Annotated in this window: 12 protein-coding genes; 7 read left to right on the forward strand and 5 right to left on the reverse strand. The window is 56.4% G+C overall.

Features of this window, described 5'->3' with window-relative positions:
* Positions 1 to 3: 3 nt before the first annotated feature.
* The 3 genes from meaB to modE all read right to left on the reverse strand — a co-directional run bounded on the left by meaB (position 4) and on the right by modE (position 4,117).
* A complete protein-coding gene (gene meaB, locus C2U53_RS17435; RefSeq protein WP_104446159.1) occupies positions 4 to 999 on the reverse strand; it encodes a methylmalonyl Co-A mutase-associated GTPase MeaB in 996 nt (331 codons plus the stop codon).
* On the reverse strand, positions 992 to 3,136 hold the full coding sequence (gene scpA, locus C2U53_RS17440) for a methylmalonyl-CoA mutase (protein WP_104446160.1): 2,145 nt from the start codon (positions 3,134 to 3,136) through the stop codon (positions 992 to 994). The genes meaB and scpA overlap by 8 nt, the downstream gene beginning before the upstream one ends.
* A gap of 192 nt (positions 3,137 to 3,328) precedes the next feature.
* Positions 3,329 to 4,117 (reverse strand): molybdenum-dependent transcriptional regulator, encoded by a 789-nt coding sequence (gene modE / locus C2U53_RS17445; RefSeq protein WP_044256486.1) that lies wholly within the window; start codon positions 4,115 to 4,117, stop codon positions 3,329 to 3,331.
* Between the two features lie 128 nt (positions 4,118 to 4,245).
* Here modE and C2U53_RS17450 point away from each other — a divergent pair, with 128 nt between their 5' ends.
* The 4 genes from C2U53_RS17450 to modC all read left to right on the forward strand — a co-directional run bounded on the left by C2U53_RS17450 (position 4,246) and on the right by modC (position 7,152).
* Positions 4,246 to 4,395, forward strand: coding sequence for an AcrZ family multidrug efflux pump-associated protein (locus C2U53_RS17450; protein WP_043001322.1), 150 nt, complete (start codon positions 4,246 to 4,248; stop codon positions 4,393 to 4,395).
* Between the two features lie 233 nt (positions 4,396 to 4,628).
* Entirely contained in the window at positions 4,629 to 5,402 is a 774-nt protein-coding gene (gene modA, locus C2U53_RS17455) for a molybdate ABC transporter substrate-binding protein (protein ID WP_104446161.1), read from the forward strand.
* A complete protein-coding gene (gene modB, locus C2U53_RS17460; protein WP_043001320.1) occupies positions 5,402 to 6,091 on the forward strand; it encodes a molybdate ABC transporter permease subunit in 690 nt (229 codons plus the stop codon). The genes modA and modB overlap by 1 nt, the downstream gene beginning before the upstream one ends.
* Before the next feature lie 2 nt (positions 6,092 to 6,093).
* Entirely contained in the window at positions 6,094 to 7,152 is a 1,059-nt protein-coding gene (gene modC / locus C2U53_RS17465) for a molybdenum ABC transporter ATP-binding protein ModC (protein ID WP_104446162.1), read from the forward strand.
* Here modC and C2U53_RS17470 read toward each other — a convergent pair whose 3' ends face one another.
* Positions 7,153 to 7,971, reverse strand: coding sequence for a pyridoxal phosphatase (locus C2U53_RS17470; protein ID WP_043001318.1), 819 nt, complete (start codon positions 7,969 to 7,971; stop codon positions 7,153 to 7,155). It abuts the gene before it with no gap.
* 162 nt (positions 7,972 to 8,133) lie between these two features.
* Between C2U53_RS17470 and pgl the strand changes: the two genes are divergently transcribed.
* Positions 8,134 to 9,129 (forward strand): 6-phosphogluconolactonase, encoded by a 996-nt coding sequence (gene pgl, locus C2U53_RS17475; RefSeq protein WP_104446163.1) that lies wholly within the window; start codon positions 8,134 to 8,136, stop codon positions 9,127 to 9,129.
* Between the two features lie 65 nt (positions 9,130 to 9,194).
* Here pgl and C2U53_RS17480 read toward each other — a convergent pair whose 3' ends face one another.
* Positions 9,195 to 10,478, reverse strand: coding sequence for a putative acyl-CoA thioester hydrolase (locus C2U53_RS17480; protein WP_104446164.1), 1,284 nt, complete (start codon positions 10,476 to 10,478; stop codon positions 9,195 to 9,197).
* Positions 10,479 to 10,700: 222 nt separating this feature from the next.
* Here C2U53_RS17480 and hutI point away from each other — a divergent pair, with 222 nt between their 5' ends.
* Positions 10,701 to 11,924: an imidazolonepropionase gene (gene hutI, locus C2U53_RS17485; RefSeq protein WP_104446165.1), complete on the forward strand. Its 1,224-nt coding sequence runs from the start codon at positions 10,701 to 10,703 to the stop codon at positions 11,922 to 11,924.
* Positions 11,921 to 12,862, forward strand: a complete 942-nt coding sequence (gene hutG / locus C2U53_RS17490) for a formimidoylglutamase (RefSeq protein ID WP_104446166.1) — start codon at positions 11,921 to 11,923, stop codon at positions 12,860 to 12,862. Before hutI ends, hutG begins: the two co-directional genes overlap by 4 nt.
* Positions 12,863 to 12,874: the final 12 nt, after the last annotated feature.

Below are 12,874 nucleotides of genomic sequence, written 5' to 3' on the forward strand. Positions count from 1 at the left end.
TCTTTATGCAAAGTAATGATTCTGAATGTATTCGCTGATTCGCTGAAGGCCAGCGCGCGGCGAGAGACGGTTGTTTTTGACGGCCTGCTGCGTCAGGTGGTAGTAGCGGTCGAAGTCGTCACGGGAGAACAGCAATCGCAACGCCTCGGCTTCCGTCTGCTTTTTCAACCAGGCAATTTCCTGCAACTGGCGCACCTGTTGCAGCCGTCCGCTGGAGGTCATCTGTGTTCTGAAATCGCAGATGGTCTGCCAGACCTCGTCAATCCCGCGTTTTTCCAGCGCGCTACAGGTCAATACCTGCGGCTGCCACTCGGCATATTTATGCCGCACAATATGCAGTGCGCTTTCGTACATATGGCGGGCGATGGCGACACGGTTATGGTTTTCCCCGTCATCCTTGTTGATGACAATCACGTCCGCCATTTCCATGATCCCTTTTTTGATGCCCTGCAGGTCGTCGCCGCCGCCGGCTATCTGTAACGACACAAAGCAGTCCACGATCTGGGCAATTTCTGTTTCCGATTGTCCAACGCCGACGGTTTCGATAATCACAACGTCGAAGCCCGCCGCTTCGCACAACAGCCCCAGCTCTCGTGCATGCAGACAGGCTCCACCCAGATGCCCGCGGGAGGGGGCCGGACGGATGAAGGCGGCATCCGATCGCGCCAGTTCGGTCATCCGCGTTTTGTCGCCAAGGATGCTGCCACCGCTGATCGGACTGCTGGGGTCGACGGCAATCACCGCCACGCGCAGTCCGTCGCGGATCAGTCGCGTACCGAAAGCCTCCAGAAAGGTGCTTTTCCCGGCCCCCGGCGTACCCGTGATTCCCAGACGCAGCGCGTTGCCGGTGAAAGGCATTATGGCATCCAGCAGTTGTGTGCTCAGCGTCTGGTGACGAGGGTGCTGACTTTCAATCAGCGTCATGGCCTGGGCGAGCGTTGCCCGCTCGGCCTGGCGTAATCGCCGCACGGTGTCAGCCAGCGTGGATTCGCTAATCATGATGCTGACTTATCCGTTTCAGTACGTCGCGTACGCTTTCCAGCATTGGTGTGCCGGGTCCATAAATGGCCGCCACGCCGCGCTCCTCCAGGAAGGCGTAATCCTGGGGAGGGATCACGCCGCCGGCGACCACGCAGATATCGTCGCGTCCCCATTTTTTCAACGCGCCGACCAGTTCCGGGATGAGTGTTTTATGACCGGCCGCGAGCGATGAGGCGCCGACGACGTGTACATCGTTTTCTACCGCCAGGCGGGCGATCTCTTCCGGAGTGGAGAACATCGGGCTGAGATCGACATCGAAGCCGAGATCGGAATAGGCGCTGGCGATCACTTTTGCGCCGCGATCGTGACCATCCTGACCCATTTTGGCGATCAAAATGCGCGGACGACGACCGCGGTCTGCCAGGAACTGCTCTGTTTGCGCAACAATGGCGTCAAACTCGCAGGCCGATTGGTTGGACTGATGGTAGCTCTGCGCAATCACCCCAGTGACGCACTGGCTTGGCACCAGATAACGGTCAAATACCGACTCCAGCGCGTCGGAGATCTCACCCAGCGTGGCGCGGACGCGTGCGGCGTTCACGGCGGCGGCCAACAGGTTTTCATGATGCAATGCGGCGTGAGTCAACGCCGCCAGCGCCGCGTGAACGGCGGCATCATCGCGGGTCGCGCGGATCCGCGTCAGAGAGGCGATCTGCTCGTTGCGCACCTTGACGTTGTCGATCTCCAGGACGGTCGTGTCGTCCTCTTTTTCCAGCTTGTATTTGTTGACGCCGACAATGACGCGTTTGCCCTGGTCGATCAGTGATTGCTCGCGGGCAGACGCTTCTTCAATCATCCGTTTCGGTAGCCCGGCTTCGATAGCCTTTGCCATCCCGCCCGCGTCGTCGATCTGCTGGATGATGGCCCGCGCCTGTTTAACAATGTGATCGGTCAACGACTCCACATAGTAAGAGCCAGCCAGCGGATCCACGGTGCGGCAGATTTCTGATTCCTCTTGCAGGATGATTTGCGTGTTACGCGCGATGCGGGCAGAAAAGTCGGTGGGTAGACCGAGTGCTTCGTCAAAGGCGTTGGTATGGAGTGACTGGGTGCCGCCAAGCGTGGCGCCGAGCGCTTCGATAGTGGTACGGATCACATTGTTATAGGGATCCTGTTCGGTCAGGCTCCAGCCGGAAGTCTGGCAGTGGGTACGAAGGGCTAACGATTTCGGGTCTGCTGCGCCGAAGCCGCTCACCGCTTCGCTCCACAGATAACGCGCCGCGCGCAGCATGGCGACGTTCATGAACAGATCCATGCCGATGCCAAAGAAGAACGAAAGGCGGGGCGCAAAGTCATCAATGTTCAGCCCGGCTGAAAGGGCGGCTTTGATGTATTCAATACCATCCGCCAGGGTAAAAGCGACCTGTTGCACGCAGTTGGCGCCTGCTTCGCCCATATGGTAGCCGCTGATGCTGATGGTATTAAAGCGTGACATGTTGCCCGAACACCAGGCGATGATGTCGGCGATAATGCGCATGGAGGGTTTCGGCGGGTAAATGTAAGTGTTACGGCACAGGTACTCTTTCAGAATATCGTTCTGAATGGTGCCGGTAAGCTGTTCCGGCGAAACGCCTTGCTCTTCCGCGGCCACGATATAAAAAGCCATTACTGGCAGCACCGCGCCGTTCATGGTCATTGATACCGACATCTTATCCAGCGGGATCTGGTCGAACAGTATCTTCATGTCTTCAACGGTATCGATAGCCACACCGGCCTTCCCGACATCGCCTGCGACGCGTGGATTATCGGAATCATAGCCGCGGTGGGTGGCGAGATCGAAGGCGACAGAAAGGCCTTTTTGCCCGGCGGCAAGGTTGCGACGATAGAAGGCGTTAGATTCTTTGGCGGTAGAGAAGCCAGCGTACTGACGAATGGTCCACGGTTGCGCGGTATACATGGTAGCGCGTGGGCCGCGAACGTAAGGCGGCAGGCCGGGAAGGGTGCCGGTAACCTCCAGTTTATCGAGGTCGGCTTCGGTGTACAGCGGCTTGATGGCAATGCCTTCCGCTGTCTGTGTGACCAGCGACTCGACGGTTTTATTCCGCCGGCTGAGCTCCTTGTTGGCGAGTGTCTGCCACTCTGATAAGTCTGACATATTTTGCTCCGTATTCCGCAATAAAAAGAGGGGATTGCGAGTACGATGAGCTTTTTACTGTCCTCTGTCGCCAGCAAAAAATAGCCAACGATGCGTCGTTTTTTGCCGGGTGGAATTATTCATCCTGTAATGAATTTCAAAGAAAAATTTACGGCGGGTAACATCCCGCCGTAATCACCGTGGTGGCGATACTTAGCACAATGTTGCGATAATTACCCTGTCGGCGTTGAAATACGCCGTCACGTTCGTGCCTTCCGTCAGCGTGGCGGCGGCGTCCAGCGGCACGGTGGCGCACAACGTCTGACCGTCCGGTAGCGCCATCAGTACTTCACACTGCTCTGTACCGCGTTCAATATGATTGATAATGCCCTGGAGCTGGTTATCCGCCGCCTGGGCGATGGCGTCGTCCTGGGTAATCCCCACCCACGGCGCTTTCAGCAGCACGAGAACCTCTTTGCCTTCATCAAGCCCTAAACGCTCGCCGCTCTGGGCGGTAATGGCCACTTTCAGTCGCGTTTCGCCATCGGCTAACAGCACGTCGACATGCTGCTGTACCTGATTGCGATCGCGGGCGGTAATGGTGCCAAACCACTGGTTGCGCGCACTGGTCTGCAGAGAAAAACGCGAGATGGCCGCCAGCAGGCTGTTGAGCGGCAGCGCGTCATCGTCGCTTAAAACATCGAAGGCTTTTTGCTGAATCTGTGCCAGCAGATCGTAGAGCTGGATCAGACGCTGACCGTAGCGGGTTAACACCGCACCGCCGCCGCCTTTACCGCCTGTCGCACGCTCGACCAGCGTTTGCTCGCTGAGAAGATTCATTTCATTAATGGCGTCCCAGGCGCTCTTATAGCTGATGCCTGCGTCTTTCGCGCCCTGACTAATGGAACCGGAAAGCGCAATGTGCTTGAGCAAAGAGATGCGTCGGGGATCGGCGAACAGTTTTTGCTGAAGTTTCAGGGTAAGAAGGATTTCGGCTTGCATAACAAGATCCTGGCAAAAAGGGTATTGTGACGGAAAACTGCAGAGACGCAAAGCCGACCGCACAAAAGGGGAGTGCTTTTCTCAGTGATGCGGTTAGAATACTACAAGGACTATATCAGGAGTTGACCATGTTAGAGTTATTGAAAAGTCTGGTATTCGCCGTAATCATGGTACCTGTGGTGATGGCCATCATCCTGGGTCTGATTTACGGTCTCGGTGAAGTGTTCAACATTTTCTCCGGTATCGGTCAGAAAAACCAGTCCAGACAGAATCATTGATTTCCCAAACGCCCGCTCAGTCGGGCGTTTTTGTTTTCTCATCTTTCAAACCGTATCTTTAGTTGGTCGCGCCTCAATGCAGTGCGCACCCCATTGGGATTGTTTCTCAAGTTCTCCTTATTCCTGCCGATATTTTCTTTGCGTAACCTCTTAGTGGTATCAATAACTTCTGGGAAAATCGTTGCTTTATCGTTATATTCATAAATACATAACGATATGCAAAGGAGTTACAAATGGCTCGTACCTGGTTACGCCTGTTTGCTGGGGCAACCTTATCATTTTCGGTTGCTGGACAAACGCTGGCGGATGAAGGGAAAATCACCGTGTTTGCCGCAGCGTCATTGACTAATGCGATGCAGGATATCGCGGCAGAGTATAAAAAAGAGAAGAATGTCGACGTGGTCTCCTCTTTTGCGTCGTCTTCCACGCTGGCTCGCCAGATAGAAGCCGGTGCGCCAGCAGATCTGTTCATTTCTGCCGATCAGAAATGGATGGATTACGCGGTAGATAAGAAAGCGATTGATACCGCAACGCGTCAGACGCTGCTGGGCAACAGCCTTGTGGTGGTGGCGCCAAAAGCCAATGAGCAGAAAGCGTTTACGATTGACAATAATACCCACTGGACGACGCTGCTGAACGGTGGACGTCTGGCGGTAGGCGACCCGGAACACGTTCCGGCAGGGATTTACGCGAAAGAGGCGCTGCAGAAACTGGGGGCCTGGGAGACGCTGTCACCGAAACTGGCTCCGGCGGAAGATGTGCGCGGCGCGCTGGCGCTGGTCGAGCGTAACGAAGCACCGTTGGGCATTGTTTACGGCTCTGACGCGGTTGCCAGTAAAGGCGTTAACGTCGTGGCCACCTTCCCGGAAGATTCGCACAAAAAAGTGGAGTACCCCATCGCGATTGTCGATGGACATAAAAACGCCACGGTCAGCGCGTTCTATGATTACCTGAAAGGACCGCAGGCTGCTGAAATCTTTAAACGTTACGGATTTACGACCAAGTAATGATATTGACCGATCCTGAATGGCAGGCCGTGCTTCTGAGCCTGAAAGTGTCTTCCCTGGCCGTGTTGTTTAGTTTGCCATTTGGGATCTTCTTTGCCTGGCTGCTGGTGCGCTGCACTTTCCCAGGCAAAGCCCTGCTGGACAGCGTACTGCATCTGCCGCTGGTATTACCGCCGGTGGTGGTCGGTTATTTGCTGCTGGTTTCGATGGGACGACGCGGATTTATCGGCCAGTGGCTATACGACTGGTTCGGCATAACCTTTGCCTTCAGCTGGCGCGGCGCGGTACTGGCGGCGGCAGTGATGTCTTTTCCGCTGATGGTGCGGGCTATCCGACTTGCGCTGGAAGGGGTGGATCTTAAGCTTGAGCAGGCCGCCCGGACGCTGGGGGCGGGACGCTGGCGCGTCTTCTTCACCATTACCCTTCCGTTGACGCTTCCTGGCATTATCGTCGGGACGGTACTGGCATTTGCCCGTTCGCTCGGCGAGTTTGGCGCGACGATTACCTTCGTTTCCAATATTCCCGGCGAAACCCGCACCATTCCTTCGGCGATGTATACCCTGATTCAGACGCCGGGCGGTGAAAGCGCTGCGGCAAGGCTGTGTCTTATTTCCATCGTACTGGCGCTGATTTCGCTGTTAATTTCTGAATGGCTGGCGCGACTCAGCCGTGAGCGGACGGGGCGATAATTATGCTGGAACTCAATTTCTCTCAGACGCTGGGGACCCACTGCGTCTCGCTCAACGAAACGCTGCCCGCCAGCGGTATCACCGCGATATTTGGTGTCTCTGGTTCTGGAAAAACCTCGCTGATCAATGCCATCAGTGGCCTGACGCGACCGCAGAAAGGGCGCATTGTACTCAACGGACGGGTGCTGAATGACGCGGAAAACCACATCTGTCTGACCCCGGAAAAACGCCGGATAGGCTACGTTTTTCAGGATGCGCGCCTGTTTCCCCATTATAAAGTGCGCGGCAACCTGCGTTACGGCATGGCGAAAAGTATGGCCGGCCAGTTCGATAAGCTGGTGGCGCTATTGGGTATTGAGCCTCTGCTCGACAGACTGCCGGGCGGCCTCTCCGGCGGTGAAAAACAACGTGTGGCGATTGGCCGGGCGCTGTTGACCGCGCCGGAACTGTTACTCCTGGATGAACCGCTCGCCTCGCTGGATATTCCGCGTAAGCGTGAACTGTTGCCCTATCTGCAACGGCTGGCGCGGGAGATCAATATTCCCATGCTCTATGTCAGTCACTCGCTCGATGAAATTCTCCATCTGGCCGATAACGTAATGGTGCTGGAAGACGGTCAGGTGAAGGCGTTTGGCGCGCTGGAAGAGGTCTGGGGGAGCAGCGTGATGCATCCATGGCTGCCGAAAGAACAGCAGAGCAGCATCCTGAAAGTGAGCGTACTGGAGCATCATCCGCATTACGCGATGACGGCGCTGGCGCTGGGTGATCAGCATCTATGGGTCAATAAGCTCAATGAGCCGCTGCAGGCCTCGCTGCGCATTCGCATTCAGGCGTCGGATGTCTCGCTGGTGCTACAGCCGCCGCAGCAGACCAGCATTCGTAATATCCTGCGCGCGAAGGTGATCCACTGCTACGACGATAACGGGCAAGTGGAAGTTCAGCTTGAGGTGGGAGGTAAAACGCTGTGGGCGCGCATTAGCCCATGGGCCAGGGATGAATTGGGGATCAAAGCTGGCCTCTGGCTGTATGCGCAGATTAAGAGTGTATCGATAACCGCCTGATTACAGCAGCTGGCTATAGATGAACTTCGCGATGCTGTCGGTGGTGTTATCGCCGATGACGACGTTGGCGCGTGCTTTGATTGCGTCGTCAGCATTGCCCATCGCCACGCCGGTACCAGCCGCTTCCAGCATACTGATGTCGTTGTAGTTATCCCCGAAGGCAATTACGTTTTCCATCGACCCACCCTGAGATTCAACCCACTGGGTCAGGCGTTTGCCTTTGCTGTTACCCTGACGAGCGATATCGACCTGATCGTGCCAGGACCATTCGCACTCAAGGCCCAACAGCTCTTCGACATGCTTGCCAAATTGCTGCAGCTTAGGAATATCGTCGTCTGTCAGAGCGAACTTCCACACCGCGTTGACATCGTGCGCCGCCTGCGCCAGTGAAGGCACCTGGGTGAAGATCGGGCGCTGTTCCGGCGGCAACGTCTGCGCCCAGTTTGAGGTGCGAATGACATGGCCGGTCGGGTGCTCATACAGCATGGCGTCATCGACATACATCAGGCCGTGAATCTGATGCGCTTCCAGCAGCGTAATAAGCTGTAGCGCCTGGTTAACCGGCAAGGGATCGGCTGCGAGAACATTTTTTGCGTGATAATCATACAAATAGGTGCCATTACAGCAAATTGCAGGTGTATCCAGTGCCAGTGCCTGATAAAAAGGATGAATTGCGACGTGATGACGCCCGGTGACGATGATAAGTTGGTAGCCTGCCTCCCTGGCGCGCGACAGTGCTTCGACAGACGAGGGGAGCAGGGTTTTTTGCGGGGTTAGCAAGGTTCCATCTAAATCAAGGGCAATCACGCGAGCGGTCATATCGTCATCCCGATTAACATTGAAGTTTTGTCTGCCTGAATGGTACACCGGGACGGGGAGCAGGCAAAATTTTGTGCGTATATTCAGCATTCACCGTTAAAAGCGACTACGTTAAGCTGTATTCCATTTTTGCAGCCAGTTGCCTAAAGCAGAGGAGCATTCATGAAGCAAACCGTTTATACCGCCAGCCCTGAAAGCCAACAGATCCATGTCTGGAGCCTGAATCATGATGGCGCATTGAAGCTGGTACAGGTGGTTGATGTGCCCGGGCAGGTTCAGCCGATGGTGGTCAGCCCGGATAAACGTTATCTCTACGTGGGCGTGCGTCCTGAATTCCGCGTACTGGCTTACCGGATTGCGCCGGATGATGGTGCGCTGACGTTTGCCGCAGAATCCGCGCTGCCGGGTAGCCCGACACACATTTCAACCGATCATCATGGCCGTTTTGTTTTTGTTGGCTCCTATAACGCGGGTAACGTCAGCGTCACCCGTATGGAAGACGGCCTGCCGGTTGGGGTGGTGGATGTGGTGGAGGGAATGGATGGCTGTCACTCCGCCAATATCTCCCCGGACAACCGCACCCTGTGGGTGCCTGCGCTGAAGCAGGATCGTATCTGCCTGTTTACCCTCAGCGATGACGGTAAGCTGGTGGCACAAGAGCCTGCGGAAGTGACCACCGTTGAAGGGGCCGGTCCGCGCCATATGGCGTTCCACCCGAATCAGCAATATGCCTACTGCGTCAACGAGCTCAACAGCTCTGTGGACGTCTGGGAACTGAAAGATCCGCACGGTGATATCGAATGCGTGCAAACGCTGGACATGATGCCGGCTGATTTCTCCGACACCCGCTGGGCGGCGGACATTCACATTACGCCGGATGGTCGTCATCTGTATGCCTGTGACCGTACCGCCAGCCTGATTACCGTGTTCAGCGTTTCAGAAGATGGCAGCGTGTTGACCAAAGAAGGCTTCCAGCCAACCGAAACACAGCCGCGTGGTTTCAACGTTGACCATAGCGGGAAATACCTGATTGCTGCCGGACAGAAGTCACACCATATCGCGGTGTACGAGATTGCCGGTGAGCAGGGGCTGTTAACGGAGAAGGGACGTTATGCGGTAGGCCAGGGCCCGATGTGGGTGGTGGTTAACGCGTATTAATAGGGGCGCTTATTAGCCAACCGATAAATAAAAACCGGCATCCTGTGATGCCGGTTTTTTTATGCTTACTGCTTCGGCGCAGCCACGACTTTGCTGCCCACACCGCGGTTATTGTATTCCCACATGCGGTTAAAGTTGGTGTCGTTCAGGTTACGCTGGGTTTCGCCTTTATCATCCTTCGCCCCGGTATTGCCCGCGAATGGACGTTTAGAGATCACGGCGTCAGCCCACGGCTGTGCCATGTTAAAGCCCTCGTTAATCACGCTATCACGGATCACGACCTGACCGTTGGTGTTGCCGTCGACATCCAGTGCGCGACCCAACTGCGCCACGCCGTCACCGGCGGCGGTAAAGCGGCTGTTGGTGGCGAGGAAACCGTAATAAATGTTCGCAAGCGTTGCAGGCGCGAAGACGTACGCTTCCTGTTGAGTACGCGAGTTCACTACGCGGAAGTCGGTGTTATCGAACACCACCGCGCCGCGACCGGAAACGATATCCACATCACCTTCGATATAGCTGTTGGTCACCAGGGTACGCGGTTGGCGATTATTTTCCAGACGGTTCTGCACGCCGCTGTTGGTCACAAAGAAGGTGTTCTGGCGGCCCAGAATGTTCACATTATTGATTTGAACTTTGTCACCGTCGGTGCGCAGCGCAACGGCCGGGTGGTTACCCGCATCCACGCTATCGCCAAGATTGTTTTCAACGGTCAGATTCTGTAACTGCAGGCCATTATTCTGTGACCACAATACCGCTGAACACATCACGCCGATAGTCGCGCCGCGTTTGCTCTGGCAGTTGTCAAACATGTACCAGGCCGGTTTACCAGGCATATATTTCCCGCCCGGATTCACTGTATGACGCCAGTCAGCGGTGCTCATTTCACCGTCAATTGCCGCGCCAATTTTCACGTCCAGCAGTTTCTCACCCGTTCCGTACAGCGTCAGGCTGCCTGGTGCCGCAGGGATATAGACAGTCCCCTGATACTCACCCGGCATAATCGCAATGTACTGACGTTTGTTGGTGCGCGTAGTGATCGCCGCATCCACCGCCGCCTGAATGGTGGTGTGGGTAACGCCTTGCGTACCGGCCGGGCCGACCACAAAGTCAGGCTGCGCAGGCAGAGAAATTGAAGATGGCGTCCACGGCGCGGTGTTCGGCGTCAGGGAAGAAAAATAGTTTTTAGCGACAAAATTCTGCGCTTCATTCGCCGATAAAATCGGGCGCGAGGAGGTTCCTGGCGCGGTTTGATCGGAAGGAATTTGATCCGGCGGGGTAGAGCTACAGGCGGTCAGCGTCACGCCAAAAGCCAGTGCCAGCGCCAGACGGGAAACTGATGATGTGTTCACGAGTTGCTCCGGGCTATAAAAGTATCCATTGAAGCCTGCTTTTTTATACTAAGTTGAGCAAAACAGAAAGGTGAAAAGCTAAAAAGTTGTTTTTAAACCCCTCCTCGCGGATTCGGGTACCGTCAAAGTCACAATTAAATAACATATTTGCCTGGGATGATTGACTTCCCGCGTGCGATCTCAAATAAATGTCTATACAACCTAAGACAAGCTGGAGAAAGCATGGAACCCCTGTTACCTGATGATACGCTCTGGCGAAACCTGCGCCTGGCGACGCTCGATCCGGCGCAGACGGCACCGTATGGCATGCTGGACCATCATGCGCTGATTATCCGTAAGGGAAGGGTGCTGGCGATTGTGCCAGAGGCTTCACTCCCGACTGCGCATGCCAATACGCATGACCTGCAAGGACGTCTGGTGACGCCTGGGTTGATTGATTGTCACACTCATCTGGTGTTTGGCGGCAATCGCGCCAGCGAGTGGGAGCAACGGTTGAACGGCGTTTCTTATCAGCAGATTAGTGCGCAGGGCGGCGGGATTAACGCCACCGTGACGGCGACGCGTGCCGCGACGGAGGAGGCGCTTTTTGCCTCTGCACAGGTGCGGATCGCGCGTCTGATGCGCGAGGGCGTGACGCTACTGGAAGTGAAATCCGGCTATGGCCTGAATGCGACAGCCGAAGAAAAGATGCTGCGCGTCGCGGCCCGCCTGGCCGAAGAGAATCTTATCGAAATCAGCCCCACGCTGCTGGCGGCCCATGCCGTGCCGGTTGAGTATCGTGACAATCCTGACGGCTATATCACCCACGTCTGCGAAACGATACTGCCGCAGCTATGGGAAAAGGGGCTGTTTGAAGCGGTCGATCTGTTCTGTGAGAGCGTGGGCTTTACCCTGGCGCAAAGCGAGCGGGTATTGCGCGCGGCGCAGGCGGCGGGCATTCCGGTCAAAGGGCATGTCGAGCAGTTGTCTCTGCTGGGTGGAGCGCAACTGGTCAGTCGCTATCATGGGCTTTCTGCGGATCACATTGAATATCTTGATGAAGCGGGCGTGGCCGCGATGCGTCACAGCGGCACCGTTGGCGTTCTGCTGCCGGGGGCGTTCTATTTCCTTAAAGAGACGCAGCATCCGCCCGTTGAGTTGCTGCGCCGTTACCAGATACCTATGGCGGTGGCGACCGATTTCAACCCCGGCACCAGTCCCTTTATCAGCTTGCATCTGGCGATGAACATGGCCTGCGTTCAGTTCGGACTGACGCCGGAAGAGGCATGGGCGGGCGTCACCCGTCATGCCGCTCAGGCGCTGGGCCGCCAGGCGACGCACGGACAGCTAAAGGCGGGTTACGTTGCCGATTTTAACGTCTGGGATGCGCAAAACCCGGTGGAGATCCTCTATGAGCCTGGGCGCAACCCGCTGTATCTACGCATATTTCGAGGACAAATCACATGACACAATGGGAAGCGGCTGCCCCTGACCTGTGGCGGGGGCGAGATGACAGCGGCGAAGCCGCGAACGCGCTGCGCCTGTTTCAGACGATCGATCGCAGCCTGACGTTTTCGCCAGAGCGATACCGCGACAGGATCGCGCTGCTCGGCTTTGCCTGCGATGAGGGGGTCAAGCGTAATCATGGGCGTCCTGGTGCCGCCGGTGCGCCGGACGCGCTGCGTTCAGCGCTGGCTAACCTGGCGAGTCACGCGGGACACGAGCGACTGGTGGATATGGGGAATCTGCTGGCCCCGACAGCGGATCTGGAAGGGGCGCAGCAAGCACTACGTGATGCGGTCTGTCAATGTCAGCAGGCGGGGATGCGCACCTTCGTTCTTGGCGGCGGGCACGAAACGGCATTCGGTCATGGAGCGGGCATTTTCGATGCATTCCCTGGCGAGCGGGTAGGGATCATTAATCTCGACGCGCATCTGGATCTGCGTAACGCTGGGCGGGCAACCTCAGGCACGCCGTTTCGTCAACTGGCGCAGCTTTGCGACCAGCAGCAGCGTGAGTTCCGCTATGCGTGCATCGGCGTTAGCCGGGCGGCAAACACCCAGGCGCTGTGGGATGAGGCGCACAAGCGCAACGTGCTGGTGGTGGAAGATTTGCAGTGTAATGACGCCCACGCTCAGCTGGCGGCGTTTATCAGCGAGGTGGATAAACTCTATCTGACTGTCGATCTCGACGTCCTGCCCGTTGGAGAGATGCCAGCCGTATCGGCGCCTGCGGCGCTGGGCGTGCCATTGACGACCCTGCTGAAATTGATTGAACCTGTTTGCCGCAGCGGTAAGCTCCAGGCGGTGGATGTGGTTGAATTTAATCCGCGCTTTGATAATGATGGCAGGTCGGCACGCGTGGCGGCGCGGCTTGGCTGGCAAATCGCCCACTGGTGGCAGTAATCGATTGATAAG

It is taken from the genome of Citrobacter sp. CFNIH10 (assembly GCF_002934585.1).
GTDB classification, from domain to species: Bacteria; Pseudomonadota; Gammaproteobacteria; order Enterobacterales; family Enterobacteriaceae; genus Citrobacter_A; species Citrobacter_A amalonaticus.